Here is a 26,870-nt window from a genome sequence, read left to right as displayed (position 1 = left end):
CCGAGGTGGACTCTGAGCGCCTCGACGTCCTCGACCTGGCGGTCGCAGCGGTACGTCTGGTGATCGTCGGGGGTCGCCGAGTCTCCGGTGCCCCGAAGGTCCAGCATGATCAGCCTCCGGTGGCCGGCCAGTCCACCTAGATCGCCGAGGTAGGCGGAGGCGCGCATGGGCCCGCCGGGCAGGCAGACCAGGGGTTCGCCCTCCCCGGTCCGTCTGTAGGCGAGCGTCGTTCCGTCATAGGAAGTGAAGTACGGCATGCGCTATCTGTACCGCCTTGTGACCTTCGCGGTCAGCGGTGGCCCGTGTCGCTTCAGCCGCGGGCCCGTCACCGCCCGGCAAGCCGAGCCACCTGTCGCTCCTCGACCTGATCCGGACCAGCGGGCGTACTCGGCCATGAGCACGCCCGGCGACCCGGTCTCAGCCGATCGCGCGCAGCACTGCGGCGATGAGCCGGTGGTTCTCCAGCGCCCCGCCGCCTCCGCCGGCGGCGAAGCGGTCGCGCGTGTAGCTGTAGGCGATCTCGTGGTGCGGGTCGGCGAACGCCTGCGCGCTCACGGCGGCCGCGAGAGCCGCACCCTCGCCGACCTCGCCAGACCCACCACGCCCTGGGCAACGTGGAACAGGCCGTGCAGTACGCCCTTCAGACCATCACCACCTGCCAGGCCGCGGGCGACCCGGAGGGCGAGGCGGTGGGACACCACTACCTGGGCCACTCGTTCGAGCGCCGAGGCGCGTTCCTCGACGCCCATGACCACTGCCAGCAGGCGCTGAACCTCTTCCAGGCGGCGGGCAACCGCATCGGCGCGGCCGTCCTCCTGATCGACGTGGGCCGGATCTCCGGGCTCCTGGTCAAGCCCGACCTGGCCCGCGACCACCTGGAGCGCGCCGAGCGGATCAACCACGAAATCGGGAGCCCAGCGGGTCTTTGGAACGCCCTGGTCTCGCGCAGCGAACTCCACCACGTCCAGGGCGAGCACGACGCGGCCCGGCACACGCTCGAACGCGCCTACGCGATCAGCCGCGACCTCGGCCCGCACCTGCAGGCCGAGGCGCTCAATGCCCTGGGCGCCGCCGCCCACGCGAGGGGCGACCACGACCAGGCTGTCGTCAACCACGACGCCGCCCTCGCCCTGTCCACCGAGATCGACGACCCCACGAAGCGGCCCAAGGCCACCTCGGCCTGGCCAAGGCCCGTCACGCACTCGCCCACACCTCCCTGGCCCGCACGCACGCCCAAGCGGCGTTCCTCTCCTGCTCGGAGAACTCGGCACCCCCGCCGCCGACGCCGCCCGAGCCCTCCTGTGACGCCCGCGTCGCCACTGGTGAAACACCATGGGGGCGGGCATCCACTCCGGCGCTGAAACGCTTAGCAGTAGCTCCCCAACCGAAAATTGGCAGGGTGTGCGCATGCGTGGCCCGATGCGCACCGTCTCAACGACCTTCAGTCCCGCCACGGGACCCGGGCGAGGACCAGCCCGCGAACATCGACTGCACCGTGGCCTATGAGGAACCGGCCGACTTCGTGAAACTGTGAACCGGTCGTGAAGACGTCATCGATCAGCAGGATCGTCGCTCCGTCGATGGAGCCGCTAAGGCGCAGCGCTTGGGCGTGTTCGCGTGCTGCGCTCTGTTTGGCGGCCCGGCCCCCGCCGGCCGAGCTCGCGGTTGGCCGGAGTTTGGTCAGCATTGGCTCGTCGGGATGAGGGAGCGGCCAGCTCTGCGTAACATCCTCTGCCCACGCGGCTGCCATGATCGCTTCGATGTGCTGTAGAGGCTGACGGTCGGGTTCGGAGGGGTTGCCCATGATGTGGGTGACGCCCGCAGACCGGCCGGGATGCAGGTTGAGCCACCCCACCACCAGACGACCGAAGATGGTCGCCCAGCCTGTCCGGCCCTCGTACTTGAGTGCCTGGATAGCCTGCGACAGTGGTGCGGTGTACATCGCGATCGCATCGACGCGGCTGAACCCGCGCATTGCGGGCCACGGGTAGCCGCAGATGCGGTTGGAGCAGGTGCTCGTGCCGTCGGCCGGTAACTGCTGGCTGCAGGTCTTGCAGTGCCGTACGGCGACCGGGGTCAGTGTCCGGGCCGCGCACGCCGCGCACGTCGCAGCCGAGCCGCTGGCCACGAACGGGCAGCGGGAGCAGCGTGGGAAGCCAGCGGGTTCCAGCCCGCTCAGACCACTCACAGGTCAGTCAACAGCAGTTGGTCGGCCTCGGCGAGCTGGCGCCGCTGCCAGCTCGCACGCTGGATGCGGGCCGGCTCGGCTAGGCGTTCAAGGACGTCGGCCAGTTCCCCGACTTCGACGGCGCGCCCGTCGGCGAGCATCTTGGCCGCCCATGGCTGTGCGGCCACGAGCGAGCGCAGCAGGAAGACCTGCTTGCCGTGCTCGGCGGCGATCCGGGCCTGCATCTTGGCTCCCGAGGTGTGAGAGGCCTCGACGACGACGGACCCCAACGTCGCGCCGGACATCGTGATGTTGCGGCGGGGAAAGGTCCATCTGGCGGGCGTCGACGTCGGCCAGAACTGGGAGAACAGCACCCCGCCGGCTTCGACGATGTCCTGCGCCAGCCGAGTGTTCTGCGCGGGGTAAATCTTCGACGCTATTCCTGTTCCCATGACGGCCGCCGTGCGGCCGCCGGCCGCCAGGGCGGCGGTGTGCGCGCACGTGTCGACGCCTTTGGCCAGTCCGCTGTAGACGATCACCCCGGCCTCGGTCAGTCCGCGTGCCATCCGGCTGGCCCGCGCCTGCCCTTCCGGGGTCACCTCCCGCGTTCCCACCACGGCGACCGAACGGGCGTCGCGGGCGTTCAAGGCACCCCGGTAGAACAGGAACGGCGGCAGGTTGGGTACCAGCCGCAGGTTGGCAGGGTAGGCGGCGTCCAAGACCGTCACCAGCCCGGCCCCGGCGGCCTCGGCGGCTTCAAGCTCGGCTTCGGCTCGGGCTCGGGCCGCTTTCACATCCGGCAGCGCTTGGCGCAGCACGGGAAGCATGCGGCGGGCAACGGGTGAATCCTCGGGGATGTCACCGGCCAGCAGCATCGCCAGATGCGCCGATGATTGGCACGTCCGGCCCAGCAGGTGCCAGTCCAACGTCGTGGTGTCCGCGCGGAGCGCGCACAGGGTGAGCAACGCGAGCTGCTCCTCATTCGCGATCATGCTGTCCTTCTACTTGGTGGTGGAGATGTTCGAAGGATGAAAGGACCCGAGCCGAAGGAGGCGGCCCGCGCGTTTCGGTCTCACCGTACGCTGTCACACTGACCATTTCGCAGTCGAGCGGCGAGCGCGAAGTGCCCTGCTCGCCCCCACGTAGCCCTCCCCGGATCTGCGCCGATCTCGGGTACGGGGCGAGGAGTGCAGGCTTCGCCACAACCGTCAGCCCGGCCGCGTCGTGCGAGCTGGAGCAGGCTGCTGGTGAATCAGAGCACGGTAGGGTGCGCTGTCGACAGCGCATCTGGGACCGCGGGAAACAACACCCCGTCGCAGACGAGATCATGAGAGCACGCCATGGCCGTGGGAGTGCTGTGCACCGCGTGGCCATCAGGCGGCGATGTCGGCAGGTGGTTGAACAGTGGGGTGAAGCCATGCTCCGCCGCGCCGACGATGGCAGGCCGAGGCACCGTCAATCCTGCGGAAGACATACGCTGCCCCATCGGTGGTTACACTGTGTGACTGAGTTGACGGGTGGCGAGTCGACGAGGGGCATCGCCACCGGCGCGCTCTCGCGGGCCTCGACCCCTCCCAAGTCCAGGGAGCCGAGGCCCGCTTCGCGCGTGACAGCCAGCAGTCCTGGGGCAGATGGCACCGAGCGGACGTGGCAGCGGACGCCGATTATGGGTCGAAGGATTTCCCGCTGTTCGCGGTCCGCTGGTGAGCTCACCGTTGGTGGGCGTAGACGATGATGTTGTCCATGTAGCTTCTGGCCGTGGAGTCGAAGCTGCCTCCGCAGGTGATCAGGCGGAGCTCGGGACGTTGCACGCTGCCGTAGACGCGTTCGGTGGGGAAGCGCGTTTTGGGGACCTGTTCGAGCCGGTCGACGATGAAGATGGCTTGCGTCCCGTCGGCGCGGGCGACGGTGATGACGTCGCCGGGATTCAGCTTTGCCAGGTGGGCGAAGACGGCGGGTCCGGCGACGGTGTCGAGGTGGCCGAGGATGACGGCGGGCCCGTTCTCGCCTGGCTGGGGGCCGTGGCGGTACCAGCCGGCGAGGTTGTCGTAGCGCAGCGGCGGTGCCTGGATGACTCCGTGCTCGTCCAGGCCCACCGTGGTGAGGGGCGCGTCGGTGCCGATCGCGGGGATGCGTATCCGGGTCGGCGGCGCTGAGCGCGCAGGGGAGATGCCGGATGGGTTCGACGCGGTCGTGTCGGGGGTGATGCCGGTCGCGGGCGGAGCGGGGACGCTCCAGTCAACCGCTGCAGCCGGGGGCGCGGCAGTGGTGGGGGGGTGAGTGAGGACCTGCGCGGTCATGGCCAGGGGGACGGTGACAGCCGTGACGATCGCGGCGATCGCGAGCGCCTTGCCGAGCGGGCTCACGATGAACGGCCGTCGGCGCGCGACCGGCTCCGGGCTGGATGGGGGGTCGGGCGGGGAGAGGATCGTCACCCACATCCATGCCCGGGTGTCCGTCCCCTGCCATGCCTGAACGCCCTCGGCTCCAATGGCCGGGCTGGCGGGATAGGCGGGACCGGCAGGTACGTCGGCGCCTCCTGGGGCGCGAGGCGGAGGTGAGGGTTGAGGTCTCGGCCACAGGTCGGGGGTCACAGTCCGTGGATGCGCTTTCGGCGCCGTTCCAGTCCGATGCCGGCCGCCAGGAGGACTACGGCGGCTGCGGCGACGTAGGGGATGGGGTTGGCGGCCGACAGGCCGCCGCCTCCGGTGGGCGCGCCGCCTTGGGGAGTGATGACGGTGGTGTCGCGGTCGTCATCGTTGGCCGGTGTGGGGGTGACGGTCACGGTCTTGGTGGAGGTGGGGGTGCTGGACGGTGTCGTGCTCGGTGTCGTGCTCGGTGTGGGTGTGGGTGTCGCGGTGGGGGTGCTTGTCGGGCTGCCGGTCGGTGTGGCGGCGCCGGTGACGGTGATGGTGCCGAGCGCGGCGGCTGCCGGGTCGGCGACGCAGAGGGTTTCCTGGGTGGTGCCGGCCTTGTTGATGATCAGGGTGACGTCGCCGGGGATGACGGTCAGAGGGCCTGCGGCCGAGGGGGTGAACTCGCCCTTCATGTCCGGCAGGGTGATCGGCTGCCCGGCGCCGATGGCGGTGTTGAGGGCAGAGGTCGTGACCAGGGTGTCGGGGGCGGCTGCGGTGAGGCGGAGCATGCCGCGCTGGGAGACGGTGCCCGCGGGAAGAGCATCGGAGGCACGCAGGGCGCTTTCGAGGTTCCAGCTGATGGTGAGCGGCCGGTTGACCGCGGCGGAGGCCGGCAGCGTCGCGGTGAGCTTGACGGGGGTGGCGGTTCCGGTGCCTAGTGCGGCGCTGCAGGTGTAGGAAACCGTGATCGACGTGGGCACGGCGGCGGAGGCGGAGGCGGTGGCCGTCGTGACGCTCCCTGCGCCGGTGAAGAGGATGGCGAGGGCTAGGGTGCGGCGGGTGACGGGGTTCACGTGCGGTGTCTGTCTTTCTGGTTCTGGTGGGCGTGTGACGGGGGGCAGGGCGTCAGAGTTCGCGGTGCTGGCCGATATGGCGTTCGCGACGACGAAGGCGCGGGGTCCGGCCCGAGGGCGGAGGCGGCAGGCGGGTGCGGCTGTCGACGAAGATCAAACCGGGAATGACCATGAGGATGAGCAGCAGGGCTGGCACGCCGAGCAGGAGAGAGCCGGTGCTGAGACCCGTCTCCTCACCCGCGGCGGCCGGCTCCAGCGGCACCACGGCGGGGAGGCCCTGCGCACCGGCCGGCCCGGGCGAGGGGGCACTGCCTGCAGAAGGCTGCGGCGGTGGTGTGGTCGAGGCGGCCGGCAGACTCACCGCGGCCTCGACCAGCTCGGGTTCGGCGGAGGCGGGCGGGGCGGGCGTCGGTAGAGCCGGCGCGGATACGAGGGGCGCAGGCGCGGTTGACACGGGGACCGGCGTCCCCGGGGTTTCCTGGCTCACCCACCCGGGAGCCGTGGAGGGCTGGCGTTCACGGCGGCGTGACCCGGGGGAAGTGGCAGGGGGCTGAGTGACGGTCACGGTGACCGTAGGAGCGGGGCGGGGCTCTTCCGAGTCGGTGGCGCCTGGATCCGGTTCGATGATGCCGCCGGAGCCCGGTGGTGGCCAGGGGTCTGCGCCAGCGGCCTGCGGCCAGGTCAGCAGGAGAGCGACCTGGACGCAGGCAAGCACCAGCGCCTTCACCACGGCAGCTGACACTACGGGAGAGGCTGCCGACGGGATTGAGGGGCGCCCTGTCGCGCGGGCCGATGAACCGAAACATGCGTCATCGTTGCTGCTCACCGCCACCCCACGATCTCGTCAAACCGGACAAAACGTAAGTAAAGTACAGGAAGATCGCGCGCTCGAGATCCGTGCGTAAGAGGACCCTTTCGCCTCCCCCTCGCGTCACGCGGCTGGGCCGCCTCCGCCATCGCCCCCTGTGTGCCACGTCGGCCGAGCGTCCGGCTGGGCCCTGCCGCCCTTCCTCTGCGCTCGCATCGCGTGTCTCCTTGGGGAGTTTGCGGCGCCGGCGAGCCACCCGGAACGGGATGTTTCCTGAGCTGCGCGAACGACAGGAATGGTCGATATGCGAAGTAACGATCTTCATGTAATCTTCATCCGCTTTATGCCCCTTTTACCTGTTTGGAGGATGGGTGAGACCCTCACCCACGGTGTGGCGTGCCCTCAGGCACCGCACACGCCTGGCTCTTGGTCGCGCCGCGGTCACCACGACGGTGACCGCGATGACGCTGACCGCCGCCTTCGCCGCGGAGAACGCCGCGGCCCTGGCACTCACTGAACCCCCCGCCACCCCGGCGCCCACGGCTGCCCCGCAGCCGGTCGCCGAGCGGCCCGATCGGGTCTCGGCCGCGCTGTCGGCCAGGCTGCAGGGCAGCCGGGTCCGGATCGCGGACGCCACCACGGAGACCTCGCAGTCGTTCGCGAACCCCGACGGCACCACCACGATCGTGGCCACCGCCGCTGTGGCCCGCATCCAGCAGGCCGACGGCTCCTGGAAGCCGGTCGACACCACCCTGGCCAAGGCCGGGAACGTGCTGAAGCCGAAGGTCACCAAGGTCGCCGTCGAAGTCTCCGCCGGCGGAGCGGACGTGCCGCTGGTCAAACTGACCCGCCCCGACGGCAAGTCCTTCGGCCTGAAGTGGCCCACGCCGCTGCCCGAGCCCCGCGTCGAAGGCAACAAGGCGATCTTCACCGACGCTGCCGGCCACCCCGGCGCCGACCTGGTCGTCACCGTGCTGAGCACCGGCTTTCGCCACGACGTCGTCCTGCGCGAGCGGCCGGCTGGGCCGGTGGAGTTCAAGCTCCCCGTCGTCAGCGAGGACCTGACGCTGAGCGAGACCCGGCAGGGCACACTCAAGCTGGCCAACAGCAGCGGCGTCACCGTCGCGAACGGCTCCAAGCCGCTTATGTGGGATAGCAGCCTGCCCGACGCCGCCACGGTGGGCGAGTCGACCCTGTCGCAGCCCTCGGGCGAGCCCTCCGCGACCGCTCCGGCCGTCGAGCGGCCGGGCAAGGTCGGGACGATCGACACCGAAGTGGTGTCCGAAGGCGACCAGCGCGTCCTGGTGCTCCGCCCCGACCAGGCGTTCCTGGACAACCCGGCGGTGCGTTATCCGGTCGTGGTCGACCCCACGACCACGCTCGGCGTCCAGACCGACATCACGGTCAGCACGCACACCTCCAGCCCGTGCTTGAGCCAGGGGTTCACCGGCATCTGCATCGGCAGCGACTGGTACACCGACCTCAACTCCGGCGCGCAGATCCGCCGCACCGAGTACGGGCTGGTCAAGTTCAACCTCACGCCGCTGACCAGCCAACCCGGCCTGACGGTCAGTGACGCCAAGGTGGAGATGTACGGCGGCGCGGACTCCTCCTGCCGCCAGGACCAGGGCATCACGCTGCAACGTGTGACCGGCTCTTGGTCAGCGAGCACGACCTGGTCCGGCAAGCCGGCCGCCACGACCACCGACCAGGTCATCGTGGAGGACCCGCACAACTGCGGCTACAACCCTCCGCGGACCTTCACCTGGCCGGTCACCGCGATCGTCAACAAGTGGCTGACCGGCACCGCCAACCACGGCTTCATGCTCAAGCCGAAGTACGAGTGGTCCTCCGGCACCCAGTGGTACCACGCCGTTCCCACCTCCTCCGAGGGCGCTGCGGCCGAAGCTCCGCGGCTGACGGTCACCTACGGCCCCACCCCGTCCGCGGCCGCGGTCCGGGCGGCGCCGATCGTCATGCACGGCCAGTCCACCGAAACCAACACCTTGACCCCGAGCCTGTTCGGCGAGGTCAAGGGCCCCGAGGGCGGCGTGCTGCGCGCCGAGTTCGAACTCGAGCGCGACCCCGACGTCAGCACGGGCAGCGGCGGCGGCACCGGTCAGTTGTGGACCGGCGGCGTCGACGGCGTCCAGTCCGGCGACATCGCCAAGGTCAACGTCCCGGCCGGCATCCTGACCGACAACGCCGCGGTGCGCTGGCGGGTCCGGGCCTTCACCGGCACCGAATACTCCGCCTGGACCTCTTGGGCCAAGCTGCACGTCGACGTCAGCGCACCGAACGTCGCCGTCACCTGCCCGACGCTCGCCCAGGATCAGTGGAGCGCCCCGGCGGCCACGTTCTCCTGCGAGATCACCAGCAACGGCGGCAACACCACCGGCAGCGACGTCATGGCGTTCCTGTGGGGCTTGGACGACCAAGCCACCCCCAACGTCATCGACGAAGGCCGCACCCTTCTCCCGGTCGGCCGCAAGAGCGTCGAGCTGAAGAACGTGGCCACCGGCTGGCACACCCTGTACGTCAAGAGCCGCGACAAGGCCCACAACACCTCGGCGCTGACCAGCTACAGCTTCGGCGTCGGCGTCGGCGGCCTGACCAAGCCGCGCTCCAGCGACCGCACCCAGCAGAGCGTGGCCCTGAGCGCGAATGCGCCCGCCGCCCGCGACGCGGTCCGCTACGAATACCGCACCGACCCCAACAGCAGCACCTGGACGGTCATCCCGACCGCGGACGTCACCGTCCCCGGCTCGGCCGATCCGATCGCCGCCTGGCCCCAGACCCGCACCCTGCCGGCACCGACCGGTCCGGTCGCGAAAAGCCAGTGGCGGATGAACGAGACCACCGGCACCACGCTCGCTGACTCCACCGGCCACGGCCACACCGCCGCGGTCACCGGCGGCACCTGGGGGACAGGCAAGAGCCAAGGCGGCCTGGTCCTCAACGGCACCAGCGCCTACGCCGCCACCACCGGCCCGCTCGTGGCCACCAACGCCGGCTACACGGTGTCGGCCTGGGCCAAGGTCGACGACCTCAACGGCGAGTACGCCGTGCTCAGCCAGGACGGCAGCGTCAACAGCGCCTTCAAGCTCGCCTACTCCACCGGCGACAAGAAGTGGCGGATGGTCACCTACCAATCCGACACCACCGGCGCCACCCCGGTCCGCGCCCTGTCGACGCAGACCGCGGTCGCCGGGCAGTGGACCCACCTGGCCGGCGTCTACGACGCCACCGCCGGCAAGATACGCCTGTACGTGAACGGCGTCCTGAACGCCGAGGTCGCCTACACCAGCACCTGGAATGCCACCGGCCCGGTCCACGTCGGCCGCACCAAGGTCAACAGCGCCCAGAAGGACTACTTCAAGGGCACCGTCGACGACGTGCGCACCTACACCCAGGCGCTCACCCTCGCCGACGTCCAGACCATCATCGCCAACCCCGAAACCCCATGGCCGGCGACCCAGAAGCCCGCAGACTTCGGCGACCTGTACTGGAATCTCGCCAAGACGATGCGCGACAAGGCGGTCAAGGACGGCGTCACCCAGATCCGCGCCTGCTTCGCCGGCGGCGGCCAGGCCGAAGGCTGCTCCACCCCCGTGACCGTCACTCTGGACCGCTCCGCGTTGGGCGGCACCTATGCCACCGCGTCCATTGGCCCAGGCCAGGCCGCGCTGCAAACGGGCGACTTCACCATGAACAGCACGGACGCCAGCCTGTTCGGCGTCGCTGTGGGACGGACGCACACCACCCTCACCCCGAGCGCGGATCGTCCGGATAAGCAACTGGCCGAGAACAAGGTCTTCGGGCCGGGTTGGCGTGCCGGATTCCCCGCGGCCCCGTCGGAGATCGCCGCCTTCACCCCCACGAGCGATGGGGATTCAGGCTCCCTCCAGCTTGTCGGGCCTGACGGCAGCACCTACACCTACGTCAAGGACGGCACCGGATTCGCAGGCATCGGCGACGCCACCGACGGCTCCCGGATCACGACCACCGCAGAAGAACTGACGGTCACCGAGCCCACAGGCGCATCCACCGTCTACAACAAGCTCAACGGCTCCTGGGTGGTGGCCAAGACCTCCACCTCCGCCGCCGAGTCCACCGTCACCTACCACCGCGACGCACAAGGCCGCATCACCCGCATCCTCGCTCCCACTCCGACGGGCGTGACCTGCGGCACCGGCGCGCTGTCGCCGGGCTGCCGGGCGCTGGACATCGTCTACGCCACTGCCACCACCGCCTCCGGCGTGGCATCCGGCTGGGGCGACTACGCAGGCCAGGTCAAGAACATCCTGTTCACGGCCTACGACCCCGAGACCAAGGCGATGAAGTCCAGCGCGGTCTCCGGCTACGCCTACGACTCCACCGGGCACCTGCGTCAGGCCACCAACCCGGCCACGGGCCTGTCCACCGTCTACTACTACAACGGCGAGGGCCGCATCTCGCAGGTGACCCCGCCAGGCCTTGCTCCGTGGCGGATGGAGTACGACTCCCGCGGACGGCTGGCGCACGCCCAGCGTGAAGGCGGCGACGTCGACCCCACCTGGACACTCGCCTACGACGTGCCCATCGGCGGCACCGGCGCCCCCCTCGATCTGACCGTCACCCAGACTGCCACCTGGGGTCAGACGGTGGATCTTCCGGTCGTCGGCACGGCGCTGTTCCCGGCTTCGCACGTCCCCGCACGAGGATCAGACGGCGCGTACCAGCCCGCAGCCGCGGACTGGGAGTATGGCCAGCTCACCTACACCGACATCAACGGCCGTGCCGTCAACGCCGCCACGTTCGGCGCCGGCGCGTGGCAGGTCTCCTCGACCCGCTACGACGACCACGGCAACGTCGTGTGGACGCTCTCGCCCGGCAACCGCGCACAGGCGCTGAACCCCACGGCCGACACCGACACCTACGTCGCCGGCCGCGCCGATCCGGCAGAGCGGGCCAACCTGCTGGCGAGCGTGAGTACCTTCAACGCCGACGGCAGACCTTTGACCAGCAGAGGCCCGGCCCACACCGTGAAGCTCGCCTCCGGCACCACTGCCGCGGTTCGCCTGGGCATGACCAACGCCTACGACGAGGGCAAGCCCTCCAGCAGCATCAACTACCAGCTGCTGACCTCCACGCTCACCGAACCGGTGGTGCTGGACGGAACCGCCGAACCGCAGGCGGCAGATCGCCGCCTGATCCGCACCGGCTACGACCCGATCAGCTCGGGTGACCCCTCAGGCTGGAACCTGCGCCTGGCCACCAGCCAGACCGTCGTGGTGGACGGCACGAACGACATCGTCCAGAAGACGCGCTACGACGCGGCCGGCCGAGCGGTCGAGTCGCGCACGCCGGCGAGCAACGGCGCCGACGCCGGGACCACGCTCACGGCGTACTACACCGCCGACAGCAGCGGCCCCGAGTCGTGCCGTAACGCAGCCTGGGCCGGGATGGTGTGTCAGTCCAAGCCAAAGGCGCAGCCCACGACCGGTCAGCCGTTGCCGCTGACCGAGATCAAGAGCTACAGCTACTGGGGCACCGAAACCGAGGCCAGCGACACCGCCGGATCGGTGGTGCGTACCCGCACGACCCGCTACGACGCGGCCGGCCGTGTCACGAGCGAGCTGATCGCGGCTTCGCCTCAGGGCGACGCCGGCCAGCCGCTCCCGGAGATGCTCACCGCCTACGACCCGTCGACCGGTCTGGTGACCAAGTCCTCGGCAGGCTCTGCGGAGATCACAGTCGCCCACGACGGCTTCGGCCGGATCGTCTCCTACACCGACGCTGACGGCAACGTCTCCACCACCACCTACGACGTCGATGACAACATCCGGACCTTCGACGACGGCAAGGGCGTCACGACCTACACCTACGGCGGAACGGATGCGGCAGGCAAGGTCGAGCGCCGCGGCCTGCTCACTCGCGCCGAGGTGAGCGGCATCGGAGCTTTCACCGGCGCCTACAACCAGGACGGAGCCCTCTTCCGGCAGGTGTCTCCAGGTGGCCTGACGGCGACCTCGCGATACGACCACGTCGGCAACGTCAGCTCCCTCAGCTACGCCAAGAACGACGTCAAGTGGATGGAGTTCACCAACACCCCCGGCGTCACCGGCCTGGCCCGAGCCGTCAGTCCGGGCGGGCAGCAGGACTACACCTACGACGCGGCCAACCGTCTCCAGAAGGTGGCCGACACCTACGCCGGCTCATGCGCCACCAGGATCTACAGCTTCACCGCCACAAGCAACAGAAGCCGCCTCGACAGCTACACCCCGACCGACACCGGCGGATGCTCCACCGCAGGCACCCCGGCGACCAAGACCTACAGCTACGACGAAGCCGACCGGCTGATCAAGCAGGGCATCACCTACGACGCCCTCGGCCGGACGACCACGTTGCCCGCAGAGGAAACCCCGTCGGGTGCCGCACTCACCCTTGGCTACCACGTCAACGGCCGGGTTGCCACGATTGCCGCAGCCGACGTCACCAGGACGTTCACGCTCGATCCCGAAATACGGGTACGGTCCACCATCCAGACCGGTGGGTCCAACCCCGGCACCACCGTGAACCACTACGGGGACAGCAGCGACGAACCGCTCTGGACTGCAGAGGCCGACGGTTCGTGGAGCCGCTACCTCGAAAGCCTGTCGGGCCAGATGAGCGCCGTCCAGTCCTCCGACGGAACGCTCAAGCTGAATCTGTCCAACCTTCATGGAGACGTAGTCGCTATAGCCGACAGCGGAGCCCTGGCGACAGGCGTGGAATCCTACGCCGAGCAGACCGAGTACGGACTTGACCGCCGGAGAAGTGCGGCCAGCCCAACCCGCTATGGCTGGCTGGGGAGCGCCCAACGCGCAACGGACCCACTGAGCGGACTCACCCTCATGGGCGCACGGGTCTACAACCCATCCCTGGGCCGCTTCCTGCAAGTTGATCCCGTTGCCGGCGGTAGCGCCAACGCCTACGACTACGCAGGCCAGGATCCCATCAACAACACCGACCTCGACGGCGAATGCGTCTGGGATCTGTGCCTGGCCGAGGGAGCGGCCGTTGTATGGATCGCCGGTCTCGCCATCGCGGCTGTCAGTGGACTGGTCGCGAAGGAGACCTACGAACACTGCGCCAAATACGGCTGCACCCTCACCGTTCCCGAGTGGGGCTCCGGCGGCACTTCTGGCTCGGCCGCTACGCAAGCGCAAGCCCAGACCCAGACAGCCACGCAAGCTGTCAAGGTTCCCTTCCCGAAGGCGAACACCGATACGGCAAGGAAGCACGCCCAATCGCGGTATATCGTTTACCAGATCAACGGGCCGGGAAACCGCGGCGTATACAAATACGGCATCAGCCGGGTCGGGGACAAGCGCCCGCAGAGTCAGCTGCCGAAATGCAATGCTTACTACGGGGTCAAAAAGGGGTGTAGCTACTCGAGAGTTGCTGAAGTTACGGGATGGTACAACGCCCGCCTGATTGAGGCTACCCTCATCTATGGGTATGCCCGCAAGAACGGGAAATGCCCTCCTGGGCAGAGGAAGAGCTGCCGATAAGTGGTTGACGGGACGGAGGGATGCTTATTGCCTCTCCGTCCCTTAACCAGGGGGAGTGGGCCGGCTGTCGAGAAAAGGGTCGGCCCCCTTAGTCCGTAGAATGTGTCCCGATGGTAATGAATTAGCTGATTGGGGAATTATGGATACGAAGAGCTTCTGGGATCTGATCGGAGTCCTCGATGGTGTGGTCTCCGAGGAAGGCGCAGTCCGGCTGGGGGCACGTCTCGAGGCGCTCGCACCGGCCGCTCTTGAGGAATTCTCCGAGCACCTATGCGCCGTCCTGGGCGAACTTGTCAAGCTTCCGCTGGAGGGTGCGGAGGTAGGCGAGCACGGCGATCCGTACGATGCCGAACCGCTCCCGCTCGTAGGCGACTCGTATCGCTATTTCCTCTACGCCGTGGTCGCCGGGGGAGAAGAGGTCGTCGAGAACGTGAGACGCGACCCTGCATGGGTGACGCGACGCGACTGGGACTTCGCCGAGGCTGAGGATGTGATCGACACCATCACTGACGCCTTCTGGGACCAGGGAATCCAATGGAACCGGATCGATCCGACGCTGGGTCCCGTTGACCCTTCCGACGACGACCCTTGGTGGTATGAGACCACGCACGGTACGGCGGGCGGCCTGCTTCCCGCCGATTACTTCGACACCATCCTAGAAATCATGGAAGCCATCAACAAATCCCCCGAATGGAAATCCTGGTGGGCTAACTCCGGCCTGGAGCGATACGAGGCGGACACGTTCATCGGAGCACCGGAAGAGAGAGTCAAAATAAGAAAGGGTCGCAAGGCGATTGTCATCGACTTCGCGTTCACCTTCTCGCACCTGAGAGGAAAGAGTTCGGAAGAGCTGAGGCGGGTGGCCTTCGCTGAGACGGAGCTGGTCATGAAAACCGTAACGGATCGGCTCAAACTGCCTCCCCATCCGCCGATCCCCGAAGTGGGCTGAACCTGGCCTGCGTCCTCGGCGACCTGGGCACAGCCAGCCCGGACGAGGTCGGTGGTCGCCTCCAAGGCGTCGGCCACTGCGGCCAGCTCGGCGGCGAGGTCGTTGGCTTGGCGGGCGCCAGGAAGGTGTACGGCTTGCGTCCCGTCGTGTACGGCGTGAGCGCCGCCCGCATCTCCTCGATCCGCCGAGCGGTCTCCTCCGACGGCCGCCCGAACATGTAGACCGAGTACGGCTCGGCCACCCGCCCGTCGAGCTGCCCGCCCAGGTGCCGCACCTGCACGCTCATCAGCGGATCGATCGGCGAGCCGAGCAGCGCCTCGACCACGGCGTCGTAGAGGCGGGTCAGCAGCTCGGCGCGGGCCATCCCCGCGCTCGGATCGGTCGGCTCGGCGGCGATCGTCCCCAGGTCGAGCAGGGGAGTGGGCCTCGGCTGTCGGACATGGCGCCACCAACTGGACTGCGCTGGTGATCTGCCCATAGATGCCTTTGAGTAGGGGCTACTCATGACCTGCCGCGGCCGGACCGGTGATGGTGGGTGGGTCCGGCCCCGTCCCGCCGAGGAAGCACAGGAGAGAACATGAGAGGCAGGCGACTCGCCGTAGCCGTTGCGTCAGCCGGTCTGCTGGGCGGCATGCTCTGCGTGACCGCCCCGGCGTCGGCTTCGTCGGCCGGCCCGGTGTACTGGTTCCAGGTCGTGGCTCAGCACAGCGGCAAGTGCCTGGACGTGGCGTATGCCAGCACCAAGCACGCCGCCAACGTCGTCCAGGGCGACTGCCAGCCTCGTGGCAGCGGCTACAACCAGCAGTGGCGCATCGTCGACAGCGGCTCCTCCGGCAACTACATCCGCCTCATCGCCCGGCACAGCGGCATGTGTCTCGACGTGGCCTACGCCAGCACCAAGCACGGCGGCAACGTCGTTCAGGGCGAGTGCGCAGGTACCGCTGCCTACAACCAGATGTGGCGCGTGGAGTATGTGAAGACCGACGGCACTGCCCGCTTCCGCGCCCGGCACAGTGGGAAGTGCCTGGACGTGGCCAACGCTCGCCTCGAACACGCCGCCAACGTCATCCAGGGCTCCTGCGGCGGTCCCGGGGCCGGCAACAACCAGTTGTGGAAGCTCAGGCAGGTCGGCGTCAGCTGGGAGTGACCGACACCCCTGGTTCTATCCCGGACGGAATCATGATCATCCCAAAGCAAGATAGTGCGTAAGTCCGGCTTACGAGGCGGGGCGCCCGATCGCAGCATCGCGGAGGCATGATCAAGGCGTCCGCTCCCCGTGCCCCAGGAGGCCCGTAGATGCCCGTCGACGTCCCCGCCAAGACGTAGCCCGGCTCCACAGCATCGGCCCTCTATGGCTGTCCGACAGCGAGCTGAAGGCCATCGCGGCGGCGGCCGGCCTTGACGGCCTCTCCGTCGGGGCCTTCGCCGCCGAGGCCGCCCTGGCCGCCACCGAGCGCGGCTACTGCCTGCCGCGCACCCCACGCGAACAACTCGCCGAGGTGATCCAGACACGCATTGCGCCGGGCCGGGTCGAGCGGGGCCTGCGAGAGGGGGCGGCCGCGCTCGACCCCGTCCGGCACGCCGACCTCCTGGCCGAGATCGCCGCCTAGCACCCGCGCCTGGGCCCGGCCGCCCGCCGGGTCGAAGCCGGCCATCCCGCCGCCGCCGACAGCGCCGACGCCGCCGGCCAAGCCGCGGCCGCCTACGACCTGGAGGCGGCGACCTGCACCAGACGGTCGCCCGCATGGCCGCGATGCTCGCCGCCGAAACCGGTGCCGACTGGGACGGCCCGGTGCGCGAGCTGGCGGCCGCGATCGCCGCCTGTCCACCCGCCGCCGATCTGGAGCTGACCGCCGGCAAGGCCGCCGCCTACCAGCACGTGTGCGCGGTGCAGGTCCGTGCCGCTGGCGCGTTCGAGTAGCCGAGGAGCTGACGTTGTCGGGGGCGCCGCCTACGCTGGCCGGTAGTGGCAGCGCGCCTGCCCGACTCCGAGCCCACGGCACCGACGCCCACGCCGTCACCGCCCGGGCGACCGAGGACAAGCCGTCCCCGACGCAGCGCAAGCAGCAAAGACCCCTGACGCGAGCCATGACCTGGTGACCTCGCGGAGGGCGTGGGACTCCGCTGGAGGACTCGTCATGAGCCACACCCCGTCCCCGGGCCGCCGAGCCCGCTCCCGCGAGATCCTCGAGCACATGGCCGCGCACGGCGTGCCGTACAGCGTCGCCGCCCGCCAGCTCGCCGCGGTGGCCCTGATGGCGCTCGCGCGTTCCGCGCGGCCGGGGCCCGGCAGTCATCCGGCCGGGCCCCTCCCACGTCAGCGTCCGGTCAGAGCGGGCCGTACCGGGCGGTGGCGGCGCCGGTCATCAGCGCCCAGTACCGGTCGCCGTACGACCAGTGCCACCACTCCGTGGGGTAGTTGACGAAACCCGCCCCGAGCATCGCCTCGGACAGCACCTTGCGATGCGCCTGGGCCTGCGGGGGGACGTCCGGGTGATGGGTGTAGCAGGTGTCGCCGCTCTCCTCGGGTCCGGCGTTGACCGGGGTGCCCATGTCGAGTTCCTCGCCCTCGGCGGTGACCAGGGTGAGGTCCACGGCCGCGCCGCAGACGTGCGGGGCGACCTCGGGAGGCGAGAGCGAGCGGCTGGCCTGGACGTGGACGTACTCCTCCGGCCAGGTGGGGTTGTCCTGGCGTAGCTGGGCGGCGTACCGGGAGAAGTAGTGCTTCTGCAGCGCGAGCGGGCGGTAGCCCTCGACGATCAGCAGGCGGAGCCCGCCGGTGAGGCGCCCTTGGGCGATGAGGAGCCGGTCGGCCAGGCCGACGCGGAGCCGGGCGTAGGCGCCGGCGGGGTCGGCCAGGCGCTCGTCCACGAGCAGGGCGGCCTTGCGCAGGTCGAAGAGGGGCTCGCCGCATTCGATCACGGGGATGGCGGCCACCCTCGGGTCGGACATGAGGACGATGGTGGGATCTGTCATGGTCTGTAGGCCTTCCGGTTGTCTTCGTGCTGACCGATCATGGTCGGGGCTGCTCCAAGTCCGCTCTGAGTCCATGTCTGCTCTGAATCCACGTCTGCGAGGTGGCAGTGGAATTTCGCCTGCTCGGTCCGATCGAGGTGTGGGACGGCACTCAACAGGTCCCTCTGGGAGGGCCCAAACCGCGCGCGCTGCTGGCGGCGCTGCTGCTTGAGGCCGGACACGTCGTCTCGGTGGACCGGCTGGTGGACCTCGTCTGGGGAGAGCGTGCACCGGGTACGGCACGCGGCCAGGTGCAGACGTACGTGTCGGCCCTGCGCCAGGCGCTGGGCAGCGCTGGCGAGCTGATCGAGACCAGGCCGCCCGGCTACCGCGTCCGCTTGGACGGCGCGTCGCTGGACCTGCACGCCTTCGAGCGGCTCGTCGCCGACGGGCGGCAGGCGGCCGAGCACGGGCGGCACCAGGAGGCGGCGCAGGCGTTCCGGGCCGCCGAGGAGCTGTGGCGTGGACCGGCGCTGGGCGGGATCGGCGAGGTGCTGTACGTCGACGCCGCCCGCCTGGCCGAACTGAGGCTCACCGTGGTGGAGGAACGCATCGCGGCGGAGCTGGCGTCAGGCCGGCAGAGCGAGGTGGTCGCGGAGCTGACCTCGCTGGTGGCCTCGCATCCGACGCGGGAGGGGCTGCGGGGCCAGCTGATGACCGCGCTGTACCGGCTGGGCCGCTCGACCGAGGCGCTGGCCTCCTACGACGAGGGCCGCGCCTTCCTGGCCGAGGAGCTCGGCATCGATCCAGGCCCGCGCCTGCGCATGCTGCACCAAGCGGTCCTGTCCGACGACACCACCCTGCTGGGCAGCTCACCCGCGCGACCTCGCAACCCTGACGCGGTGGTCCCGGCCCAGCTGCCGGCGGACGTGCCCGCGTTCGTCGGCCGGTCCGATTTCGTCACGCAGACGGCGCCGCTGCTGACCCCGGGCCACACGGCTCCGCCGATCCTGGTCATCTCGGGCAAGGGCGGGGTGGGCAAGAGCGCGGCGGCCGTGCACCTCGCGCACGGCGCGCGGGACCACTTCCCCGACGGGCAGCTCTATGCCGACCTCCGGGGCATCACCAGCACCCCGGCGACCGCGGCGGAGGTGCTGAGCCGGTTCCTGCGCGCGCTCGGCGTGCCGTACGCCGCGCAGCCTGAGTCGCCCGAGGACCTGTCCGATCTCTACCGCAGCCTGCTGGCGCGGCGGCGGCTGCTGGTGATCCTCGACGACGCCCGCGACGAGCAGCAGATCCGCCCGCTCCTTCCCGGCGGGGCCGGGTGCGCGGTGCTGATCACCTCGCGCGGACGGCTGGCCGGGCTCTCCGGCGCGCACCTGGCGAGCCTCGACGTCCTGGACACCGAGGGGGCGCTCGCGCTGCTCGGGTCCGTGGTGGGGGAGGGGCGCATCGCCGAGGAGCCGCAGGCCGCGCTGGAGATCGTCCGGCTGTGCGGCTCGCTGCCGCTGGCCGTACGGACCGCGGGAGCCCGGCTCGTCACCCGGCGGCACTGGACGATGAGCGTCATGGCGGCCAGGCTCGCCGACGAGCACCGGAGACTGGATGAGCTCGCCGTCGGCGACGTGGCGGTGCGGGCCAGCGTCGGCCTCAGCTACCAGGCGCTGGACGGGCAGGCCCAGGCGGCCTTCCGCCGGCTGGGACTGCTGGGCGTGCCCGACTTCGCCTCGTGGATCCTCGCACCGCTGCTGGGCGTCTCCGTCGACGACGCCGAGGAGGTGCTGGAGCGGCTCCTGGACGCCCAGCTCGTGGACGGCTCGACCGTCGACGCCACCGGCCAGATGCGGTACCGGCTGCACGACCTGCTGCGGGTCTTCGCGGCCGAACGCGCAGGGGAGGACGACCCTGCCGCTGAGCGCGAGGCGGCGGTCACCCGCGTGCTGGGGAGCTGGCTCTGGCTGATCACCACGGCGAGCTCCCAGGCGCCGTCGGGCGAGCCCGTCCTGGACGGGCCCCACCTGTCCATCGAGCCGGTGGAGACCCGGACCGCGAAGGACCTGCTGACCGACCCGACCGCCTGGTTGGAGGCGGAGACGCCCGCCCTGATCGTCGCCGTGGAGCGGGCGGCCGGCATGAACCTCGACGTGGCCGCCTGCGAGCTGGCCACCGCGCTCTCCTTCTCGCACATCTTCGTCGCCAACCGGCTCGCCGACTGGCGGGCCAGCCACGACGCCGCCCTGCACGCCGCGAGGCGGTCCGGGAACCGGGTCGGGGAGGCGGCTTTGCTGGCCGCGCTGAGCCAGATCCACTACTCGATGGACCGGTACGACGCGGCGCGCGAGCGGCTCCAGGAGGCGCTCGCCATCTTCAGCGAGGCCGGCGACGTCCGCGGCGAGGCGGTCGTGCTGGCCGGTCTGGGGTACGCGTGCCGGGAGCAGTGCCGGCTGCGCGAGGGCCTGGACTACCTGTCCAGGTCGGTGGAGCTGTTCCAGGAGCTCGGGGACGATCTCGGCATCGGAGCGGCCGCGCGGGCCGCCGCCGCCATCTACCTGGAGCTCGGGGACTACGACGCGATCTGGCCGCACCTCGATCGGGCGATGGAGGCCTACCGCCGCTCAGGGAGCCTGCGCGGGCAGGCCCTGACCCTGCGCACCCGCAGTACGGCTCACCGAGCCCTGGAGGAGTACGCGCAGGCGGGAGCGCTCAGCACCCAGGCGCTCGCGCTCCTGCGCGAGCTGGACGACACCCTGATGGTCGCCTACGCGGTGCAGTCACTGGCCAAGACCGAGATCCGCCAAGGGCGCGGGGCCGCCGTCCTGCCGTCGCTGCTGGAGGCCTACGAGGTGTGCCAGGCCAACCTCGACCCGTTCGGCGAGGCGTTGATGTTGCGCACCATCGGCGAGCTCCACCTGGCCGCCGGTCAGCTCGATCTGGCCGAGGCGCACCTGGTCCAGGCGATCGCCGTCTCGGAGGAGATCAGCACCCCGGTCCCGGCGGCGCGGGCCAAGCGGGACCTGGCGTCCGTGCTGCTCGCGCGGGGTGAGACCGCCGCGGCGCAGGCGATGCTCGCCGAGGCGAAGGAGATCTTCGCCAGGCACGAGGCCAGGGAGTTCAAAGAGCTCTCCTAACGCGCGGAACGGGCTCAGAGGGGAGTTGGAGCGAAATTGCAGTACGTATTACGAAGCTTCACTCATGACCAAGAACACGGGGCACCGCTCCTCCTCCCGCATCGTCCGCTCCCTCCTCATCACCCCGGTCCTGGCCCTGGGACTGGCGGCGACCACCTCGGCGCCGGCCTCGGCGGCGGTCTCCCGCGACAACATCGTCTCCATCGCCATGGGCGAGAAGAACAACTCCAGCCGCAATGTGGAGGACTCGGCGGACTGCAACTTCTATACCGGCTACATGCGCAACTGGAAGCCGGCAGCCGGATGTTCGAGCACAGACGGCGTCCAGTGGCGCTCGAGTGACTGGTGCTCCGACTTCGCCGAGTACGTCTGGATGACGGCCGGCGTCACCGGCGCGGGACGTGGCGACGACAACGACATCGACGGCTGGGCGTCCAGCTTCAAGGACTACGGCGGCAAGCACGGCACCTGGCATGCGGCGGGCAGTGACTACATCCCCAAGCCGGGCGACGCTATCATCTTCGACTGGCCGGACAACGGCCCAGGCATCGACCACGTCGGTCTCGTGACCTCGGCGACGTCGAGCACTGTGTACACGGTGGAAGGCAACGTCGGCCCCCCCGACAGCAGGACGGTCATCGTCACGCGGTCCCACTCGCGGTCCAGCTCCGCGATCGTCGGCTTCACCGAGCCGGTCGGTGCGCAGCGGGGGGCGGCCGGGTCCGACCTCGACGGCGACGGCGTGGGTGACGTCTTCTCGACCGCCACCGGCCAGCTGACCATCTGGAACGGCAACGGCGCCAACAGCTTCCGCGGCTCCGCCGCGCTGGGCACCGGCTGGGGACAGTACAGCAGGCCGGTCGCCGGCGACTTCAACGGCGACGGCAAGAGCGACCTCGCCGCCGTCAAGGACGACAAGCTCACGCTCTGGCACGGAACCGGCCCCAACAGCTTCGCTGCCGCTCCCGCGCTGCCGGGCATCGGCTGGAACAAGTTCGCCTCCACCCTGATGTCGCCGGGTGATCTCAACCGGGATGGGCACGCTGATCTGGCGGCCACCTTCAACGACCAGCTCTGGCTGTGGAACGGCGATGGCCAGGGGTCTTTCGGGGCGGCGTTCTCGCTGCCGGGCACCGGCTGGGCGCCGTACACGCGGCCGGTCGGGGGTGACTTCAACGGTGACGGCATCGGTGACTTCGCCGGCATCAAGGACGACAAGCTGACCTTCTGGTACGGCAACGGCAGCAACAGCATCGCCTCGGTGAACCCGCTGCCCGGCACCGGCTGGAACAAGTACGCCGCCACCCTGATCGCGCCCGGTGACCTCAACCGCGACGGCCGTGACGACCTCGCCGGCGTCTACAACGACAAGATCACCATCTGGAACCCCACCGCCACCGGCATCGGCGCCACCACCCCGCTGCCCGGCACCGGCTGGGGCGCCTACTTCCCCGGCTGAGCCAGGCGCCTTCGCCCGGATGCGGCCGTGACCCCGGCCGCATCTCCTTCCCCCTTCCGCGCGGCCGGACCCGGCCGCGCCGACCGCCAAGGACACCCTCCATGAGCACCCTGCCGCGCCTGACCGCCACCGCCGCCCTCAGCCTCCTCGCCCTCGCCGGCCTGTCCGGCCCCGTCACGGCCGACCCCTTCCCGCCGGACCCGGCCTTCCAGGCCGCCTACGTGACCGCCCCCTGTGTGGCCGGCGGACCCACCGCCGCGGACGCCGCGCTCGCCGACCGGCTCGACCCCGTCCTGACCGGCAGGCTGGCCAACGCCATGACCGCCTACCGCGTCTCCTGCGCCCGCATGGTCGTCAAGGCCGTCCGCGACCGGGGCCTGCCCAAGCACGCCGCCGTCATCGCGGTCACCACCACCATCCCCGAGACCAATATCGAGAACATCGCCGAGAAGGTCGACCACGACAGCCTCGGCCTGTTCCAGCAGCGCGACTCCTGGGGCAGCGAGGCGGACCGCCTGGACCCGATCTGGGCCACCAACCGCTTCCTCGACAAGATGATCAGGCTCTACCCGAACGGCTCCTGGGCCGATGCCGAGGTGGGTGTGGTCTGCCAGGCGGTCCAGGTCTCCGCCTATGCCGAGCGCTACCAGCCCGAGGTCGCCGACGCGCGCAAGATCGTCGATGCGCTCTGGGCGCCGCCCGGCAGCGACTTCAACCGGGACGGTGTCGGCGACGTGCTGTCCACCGCCACCGACCGGATCACCATCTGGCCCGGCACCGGCGCCAACAGCTTCGGCACCGCGGCCAGCCTGCCCGGCACCGGCTGGAGCAACTACTCCAAGCCGGTCGCGAACGACTTCACCGGTGACGGCAAGAGCGACCTCGCCGCAGTCAAGGACGACAAGCTCGTCATCTGGCCCGGCGGCGCCACGCCCAACAGCTTCGGCACCGCCATCACCCTCACCGGCATCGGCTGGAACAAGTTCGCCTCCACCCTGATGTCGCCGGGTGATCTCAACCGGGATGGGCACGCTGATCTGGCGGCCACCTTCAACGACCAGCTCTGGCTGTGGAACGGCGATGGCCAGGGGTCTTTCGGGGCGGCGTTCTCGCTGCCGGGCACCGGCTGGGCGCCGTACACGCGGCCGGTCGGGGGTGACTTCAACGGTGACGGCATCGGTGACTTCGCCGGCATCAAGGACGACAAGCTGACCTTCTGGTACGGCAACGGCAGCAACAGCATCGCCTCGGTGAACCCGCTGCCCGGCACCGGCTGGAACAAGTACGCCGCCACCCTGATCGCGCCCGGTGACCTCAACCGTGACGGCCGTGACGACCTCGCCGGCGTCTACAACGACAAGATCACCCTCTGGAACCCCACCGCCACCGGCATCGGCGCCACCACCCCGCTGCCCGGCACCGGCTGGGGCGCCTACTTCCCCGCCTGATCACTTCAGGGCACCACAGCGCCGGGGCGTCGACGACGCCCCGGCGCCGCTTTCTGAGCCAGGTCGTGGTGATCGTCAACGGTTCCCAGCCCGCCGCGAAGGCCCGCGTCGCCAATCCACGGCTGTTCGTTGTGCAGGTGGCGTGGCACCCACACGTAGGTGCCGTGCTCGAGAGCGGTCAGCACCTCACGGTGACAAGGGCCTTCGGCGTGCCCGTCGGCGACACAGAGGCAGGCGGCGAGCTCGCTGGTGACGGCCTCGGTCAGGTGGGAGGTGGCCGGGCAGCCGAGGGCCGTGTCGGGCCAGTGCGGAGAGACCACCACCTCGTGGTCGTGGTCGGCGATTCATGCGGCCATCGCGTTGTGCCACCCGCCTGTGGCGGAGATTCCGCCGGACGGGACGGCGATGCTGCGTCCGGCGGCGGGTCGTACAACTACACGCTGCGCAAAGAGACAGACGAGGCCCGGCCCCGGCTCGGTGCCCACCTGATCGCAGCCGTCGCCGCTGTCGACGCCGCCAACGCCTTCACAACGCGATGGGGTGATACCTGAGGGCGGCTTCAACAATCTCCTCGGCTGTGGCGTCTTGTAATCCTTCCGGCGGCCAGAAGATCAGATCACTGACGCGTAGATGGAGCACGTTGGCCTATAGCAGGCGTAGATAGAAGTCGGAGTCCGGGTCTGCCTCCATGATTCTGCGGACAATTTCGGCGAGTTCTTTCCGGGTGATGTCCGATACCTTGGGCCGCTCCGGGCGGGCGGCATCCCGGGCGAGATACTCCAGTCTCTGCGATTCCCAGTACGCGGCGAAGTCCGACGGCTCGTAGGTGTGTCCAGTCTGCATGTCGAACGCGGCGACGGCCTCGCGGCCTCTATCAGCCTGCCGGTTTCTATGAGTTCCGCGACCCGGTCGATCTCCCTCCCTAGCTGCTCTTGGCGCTCCCGAGAGACGGGCGGGGGAAACAGCTCCGGCCGTAGATCGATGCCAGCATCTTGCCGGACGCCTCAACCCCCATCGTTGCGTCCCGGAGAGAAGCCATGATCATCCCGGAGGCTCTAACGACTGGTCACCAAACAAGTCACGGCCTTGGCAGGTACTGCGCTGAGACATCGGGCACTTGACCAGCTCGCCGACCGACGGGCATTCCGGGCTCTCCATCGTGGCGGACATGGTCGTTCCGCGTTGATGTCGTCTTCGGGAGCGGCGGCAGTAACGTCTGGCCAGATACCCCACTGCTACTGCGCCTGCCAAAGAATTGTGTCCGTGCACTTCAAGCGGCATGTGAGTTCACTTGGAGGATTCCTCCGAGTCGGTCATGTCGGCGGAGCTGCCTGGTCGAGGGCGTGATGAGCGCGGTGCTGGTTGTAGAACGTCTCGTACACGCCGAGGGCGCTAGCTCCGCGAATTGCCCCGCGCCGCCGCGGCGAAGCCACCGGCTCCGCGCGCCGCCTGGGCATCAGGGTCCTCGAATTCGGCGGCCACGCCGACGCTGACGCGACAGCGGCCGGCGTGTCCGACCACGTTAGTCCCTACCTGCACGAACTTCCTGAGGACCCCGCGTAATCTCAGGACTGAGGCAGGCATTCCTCAGATGAAATCCACCTTCAATGCGACGCTGTAGAAAGTCGCCCGATTGCCGTGGATCATGTGCCAATAGGAGACGTTCGGAACTCCAGCCACCTCGTAGAGACTCGTCCAGACATTGCCACCCTGACTGTCATACGAGAAGGGGATCACCGATCGAACGGGTCCGCTCATGGGGCGGTAGTAGATATAGAAGTCCTCCCCGGGAGAGAGATTGCTCTTGGAGAAACTGGTCCAAGGCTTGTATTTGTCGACCTGGTAGTCGGTGCTGCCGCGTTCCGCGCCGGGGATTCCCCATGTTCCTGTGTCCGGGTAGCTCGTACCGTTGCTGTAGGCGTCGCAGAAGATGACGCGGTAGGTGCGGTTACCGCCGTTCAGGTGCTTCCAGATGGCTACACCCTGGGCGCTCACATTGCCGCAACCCCTTACGAGGATCTCGTTTACGCCGTCATGGGTCGCCCACAATGTGACCTTGACGCCGCTGGGGTTGCAGTTCTTGTAGCGGACGTAGAAACCGTCCCATGCGTTGAATCCAGTCTCTGTCCAGCAGGCCATGGCGGCGTCGGCCCTCGTCTCGGCATTGACGGCCGTCGGACTGAAGGTGAGAAGGGAGAGGAGGACGGCTATTGCGGTCCTGCGGATGGTTCGCATGCGCGGCACGGTAATGTGGAGCGCTTTGGATTGGCTTTTTCGAACGTATCGTTAATAGAGGGTGAACTGTCACCTCGGCACAGGGCGAGCGCTCCCCGCGATCGGAAGCCTGAATTCTGAATATCAACCATGGCCTACGGTCGGCGTGTTCTTGCTGATGGTGCTCCGTAGGAAGGCACGAGGGCCGGGCCAACGCTGTGCCTGACTGCAGTGGGGCCTACTCCGGCAGGAGGGATGCTGAACCGTTCCGAGTCCCGCCAGCCGTTACGCATGAGCGCGGTGTGGCGGTGGCGCCCGATCGCCATATCACGGAGGCATGATCAAGGCGTCCTCTTCCCGCGCCCCAGGAGGCCCGTAGATGGCCCGTCGACGGGTCCGCCGGTGGGCCTTACAACTACACGCTGCGCAAGGAGACAGACGAGGCCCGGCCCCGGCTCGGTGCCCGCCTGATCGCAGCCGTCGCCGTCGACACCTCCTGACCTCCTGCCTGCTGCCGAGGGGCCCGCTGGTACCGCCGGGCCTTGGCAAGCCGACCCCTGCTCAGCGCGCCGTCCTGGAACGGATCCAGGACGAGCAGGTCTACTACCTCGCCACCAGCCCACGACGGTATGGCATCGAAAGCCGACACTGGAGTCATCCTGTGCCAGCTCAACTCATGGCCGCCGCCCGGGTGCGGCATGCGCACCGTCTTGTTCGGCGGTTCCTGTTCCGTGCGCCGCGCGTGCCTGCCCCACCGTGACCTGGCAGGCCTGGGCG

19 protein-coding genes and 1 pseudogene are annotated in these 26,870 nt (G+C 69.3%); 8 read left to right on the top strand and 12 right to left on the bottom strand.

The annotated features are described in order from the left end of the window. Positions 1-257: pseudogene (locus AB0I67_RS42335) on the bottom strand (alpha/beta hydrolase); the annotation flags it as partial. Positions 258-417: 160 nt separating this feature from the next. Next, complete coding sequence (locus tag AB0I67_RS42330; protein WP_357936503.1) at positions 418-555, bottom strand: hypothetical protein; 138 nt, start codon at positions 553-555, stop codon at positions 418-420. Positions 556-605: 50 nt separating this feature from the next. On the opposite strand from AB0I67_RS42330, the gene AB0I67_RS42325 reads away from it, so the two are divergent. Next, positions 606-1,361 carry a tetratricopeptide repeat protein gene (locus tag AB0I67_RS42325; protein WP_357936505.1) on the top strand — a complete coding sequence of 252 codons (756 nt, stop codon included), beginning with the start codon at positions 606-608 and terminating at the stop codon, positions 1,359-1,361. 80 nt (positions 1,362-1,441) lie between these two features. Here AB0I67_RS42325 and AB0I67_RS42320 read toward each other — a convergent pair whose 3' ends face one another. The 5 genes from AB0I67_RS42320 to AB0I67_RS42300 form a co-directional block, all read right to left on the bottom strand. Then, positions 1,442-2,128: a hypothetical protein gene (locus AB0I67_RS42320; protein ID WP_357936501.1), complete on the bottom strand. Its 687-nt coding sequence runs from the start codon at positions 2,126-2,128 to the stop codon at positions 1,442-1,444. A gap of 56 nt (positions 2,129-2,184) precedes the next feature. Further along, positions 2,185-3,159 carry a DNA-processing protein DprA gene (locus AB0I67_RS42315; RefSeq protein WP_357936500.1) on the bottom strand — a complete coding sequence of 325 codons (975 nt, stop codon included), beginning with the start codon at positions 3,157-3,159 and terminating at the stop codon, positions 2,185-2,187. A 717-nt stretch (positions 3,160-3,876) separates the two neighbouring features. Beyond that, entirely contained in the window at positions 3,877-4,602 is a 726-nt protein-coding gene (locus tag AB0I67_RS42310; RefSeq protein ID WP_357936498.1) for a class F sortase, read from the bottom strand. 155 nt (positions 4,603-4,757) lie between these two features. Then, a complete protein-coding gene (locus tag AB0I67_RS42305; RefSeq protein WP_357936497.1) occupies positions 4,758-5,597 on the bottom strand; it encodes a hypothetical protein in 840 nt (279 codons plus the stop codon). A gap of 52 nt (positions 5,598-5,649) precedes the next feature. Further along, a complete protein-coding gene (locus AB0I67_RS42300; protein ID WP_357936495.1) occupies positions 5,650-5,862 on the bottom strand; it encodes a hypothetical protein in 213 nt (70 codons plus the stop codon). A gap of 1,004 nt (positions 5,863-6,866) precedes the next feature. Here AB0I67_RS42300 and AB0I67_RS42295 point away from each other — a divergent pair. Together AB0I67_RS42295 and AB0I67_RS42290 are read left to right on the top strand one after the other, a co-directional pair. After that, positions 6,867-13,940: a LamG-like jellyroll fold domain-containing protein gene (locus AB0I67_RS42295; RefSeq protein WP_357936493.1), complete on the top strand. Its 7,074-nt coding sequence runs from the start codon at positions 6,867-6,869 to the stop codon at positions 13,938-13,940. Between the two features lie 139 nt (positions 13,941-14,079). Further along, positions 14,080-14,889, top strand: coding sequence for a DUF4240 domain-containing protein (locus tag AB0I67_RS42290; protein WP_357936491.1), 810 nt, complete (start codon positions 14,080-14,082; stop codon positions 14,887-14,889). Here the strand turns inward: AB0I67_RS42290 and AB0I67_RS42285 are convergent. After that, complete coding sequence (locus tag AB0I67_RS42285) at positions 14,849-15,367, bottom strand: hypothetical protein (protein WP_357936489.1); 519 nt, start codon at positions 15,365-15,367, stop codon at positions 14,849-14,851. The genes AB0I67_RS42290 and AB0I67_RS42285 overlap by 41 nt on opposite strands. A 99-nt stretch (positions 15,368-15,466) precedes the next feature. On the opposite strand from AB0I67_RS42285, the gene AB0I67_RS42280 reads away from it, so the two are divergent. Beyond that, complete coding sequence (locus tag AB0I67_RS42280; protein ID WP_357936487.1) at positions 15,467-16,036, top strand: RICIN domain-containing protein; 570 nt, start codon at positions 15,467-15,469, stop codon at positions 16,034-16,036. 202 nt (positions 16,037-16,238) lie between these two features. Here the strand turns inward: AB0I67_RS42280 and AB0I67_RS42275 are convergent, their stop codons facing one another. Continuing rightward, complete coding sequence (locus AB0I67_RS42275) at positions 16,239-16,580, bottom strand: hypothetical protein (protein WP_357936485.1); 342 nt, start codon at positions 16,578-16,580, stop codon at positions 16,239-16,241. 53 nt (positions 16,581-16,633) lie between these two features. On the opposite strand from AB0I67_RS42275, the gene AB0I67_RS42270 reads away from it, so the two are divergent. Next, positions 16,634-16,810: a hypothetical protein gene (locus AB0I67_RS42270; protein WP_357936484.1), complete on the top strand. Its 177-nt coding sequence runs from the start codon at positions 16,634-16,636 to the stop codon at positions 16,808-16,810. A gap of 407 nt (positions 16,811-17,217) precedes the next feature. On the opposite strand, the gene AB0I67_RS42265 is transcribed toward AB0I67_RS42270, so the two are convergent. Next, the gene (locus AB0I67_RS42265) at positions 17,218-17,841 is read right to left on the bottom strand and encodes a M15 family metallopeptidase (RefSeq protein ID WP_357936482.1); all 624 of its coding nucleotides are present in this window, start codon (positions 17,839-17,841) and stop codon (positions 17,218-17,220) included. A 131-nt stretch (positions 17,842-17,972) separates the two neighbouring features. On the opposite strand from AB0I67_RS42265, the gene AB0I67_RS42260 reads away from it, so the two are divergent. The 3 genes from AB0I67_RS42260 (at position 17,973) to AB0I67_RS42250 (ending at position 23,879) form a co-directional block, all read left to right on the top strand. Beyond that, on the top strand, positions 17,973-20,972 hold the full coding sequence (locus AB0I67_RS42260) for a BTAD domain-containing putative transcriptional regulator (protein ID WP_357936480.1): 3,000 nt from the start codon (positions 17,973-17,975) through the stop codon (positions 20,970-20,972). A gap of 64 nt (positions 20,973-21,036) precedes the next feature. Next, entirely contained in the window at positions 21,037-22,431 is a 1,395-nt protein-coding gene (locus tag AB0I67_RS42255; RefSeq protein ID WP_357936478.1) for an FG-GAP-like repeat-containing protein, read from the top strand. Between the two features lie 101 nt (positions 22,432-22,532). Next, positions 22,533-23,879, top strand: a complete 1,347-nt coding sequence (locus tag AB0I67_RS42250; protein WP_357936476.1) for a VCBS repeat-containing protein — start codon at positions 22,533-22,535, stop codon at positions 23,877-23,879. A 5-nt stretch (positions 23,880-23,884) separates the two neighbouring features. On the opposite strand, the gene AB0I67_RS42245 is transcribed toward AB0I67_RS42250, so the two are convergent. Then, the gene (locus AB0I67_RS42245) at positions 23,885-24,202 is read right to left on the bottom strand and encodes a hypothetical protein (RefSeq protein ID WP_357936474.1); all 318 of its coding nucleotides are present in this window, start codon (positions 24,200-24,202) and stop codon (positions 23,885-23,887) included. 1,264 nt (positions 24,203-25,466) lie between these two features. Then, positions 25,467-26,114: a hypothetical protein gene (locus AB0I67_RS42240; protein WP_357936472.1), complete on the bottom strand. Its 648-nt coding sequence runs from the start codon at positions 26,112-26,114 to the stop codon at positions 25,467-25,469. Positions 26,115-26,870: the final 756 nt, after the last annotated feature.

Origin of the sequence: Nonomuraea sp. NPDC050310, from assembly GCF_040655795.1 — a bacterium.
Classification (GTDB): domain Bacteria; phylum Actinomycetota; class Actinomycetes; order Streptosporangiales; family Streptosporangiaceae; genus Nonomuraea.
This window is presented reverse-complemented; position numbering and strand designations above follow the sequence as displayed.

Bases quoted from the DNA above. Each gene is read 5' to 3' on its own strand.
- AB0I67_RS42270 (WP_357936484.1), top strand. From the start codon at position 16,634: ATGGCCGCGATGCTCGCCGCCGAAACCGGTGCCGACTGGGACGGCCCG.
- AB0I67_RS42285 (WP_357936489.1), bottom strand. From the start codon at position 15,367: ATGGGCAGATCACCAGCGCAGTCCAGTTGGTGGCGCCATGTCCGACAG.
- AB0I67_RS42280 (WP_357936487.1), top strand. From the start codon at position 15,467: ATGAGAGGCAGGCGACTCGCCGTAGCCGTTGCGTCAGCCGGTCTGCTG.
- AB0I67_RS42255 (WP_357936478.1), top strand. From the start codon at position 21,037: ATGACCAAGAACACGGGGCACCGCTCCTCCTCCCGCATCGTCCGCTCC.
- AB0I67_RS42250 (WP_357936476.1), top strand. From the start codon at position 22,533: ATGAGCACCCTGCCGCGCCTGACCGCCACCGCCGCCCTCAGCCTCCTC.
- AB0I67_RS42315 (WP_357936500.1), bottom strand. From the start codon at position 3,159: ATGATCGCGAATGAGGAGCAGCTCGCGTTGCTCACCCTGTGCGCGCTC.
- AB0I67_RS42240 (WP_357936472.1), bottom strand. From the start codon at position 26,114: ATGCGAACCATCCGCAGGACCGCAATAGCCGTCCTCCTCTCCCTTCTC.
- AB0I67_RS42265 (WP_357936482.1), bottom strand. From the start codon at position 17,841: ATGTCCGACCCGAGGGTGGCCGCCATCCCCGTGATCGAATGCGGCGAG.
- AB0I67_RS42295 (WP_357936493.1), top strand. From the start codon at position 6,867: ATGACGCTGACCGCCGCCTTCGCCGCGGAGAACGCCGCGGCCCTGGCA.
- AB0I67_RS42290 (WP_357936491.1), top strand. From the start codon at position 14,080: ATGGATACGAAGAGCTTCTGGGATCTGATCGGAGTCCTCGATGGTGTG.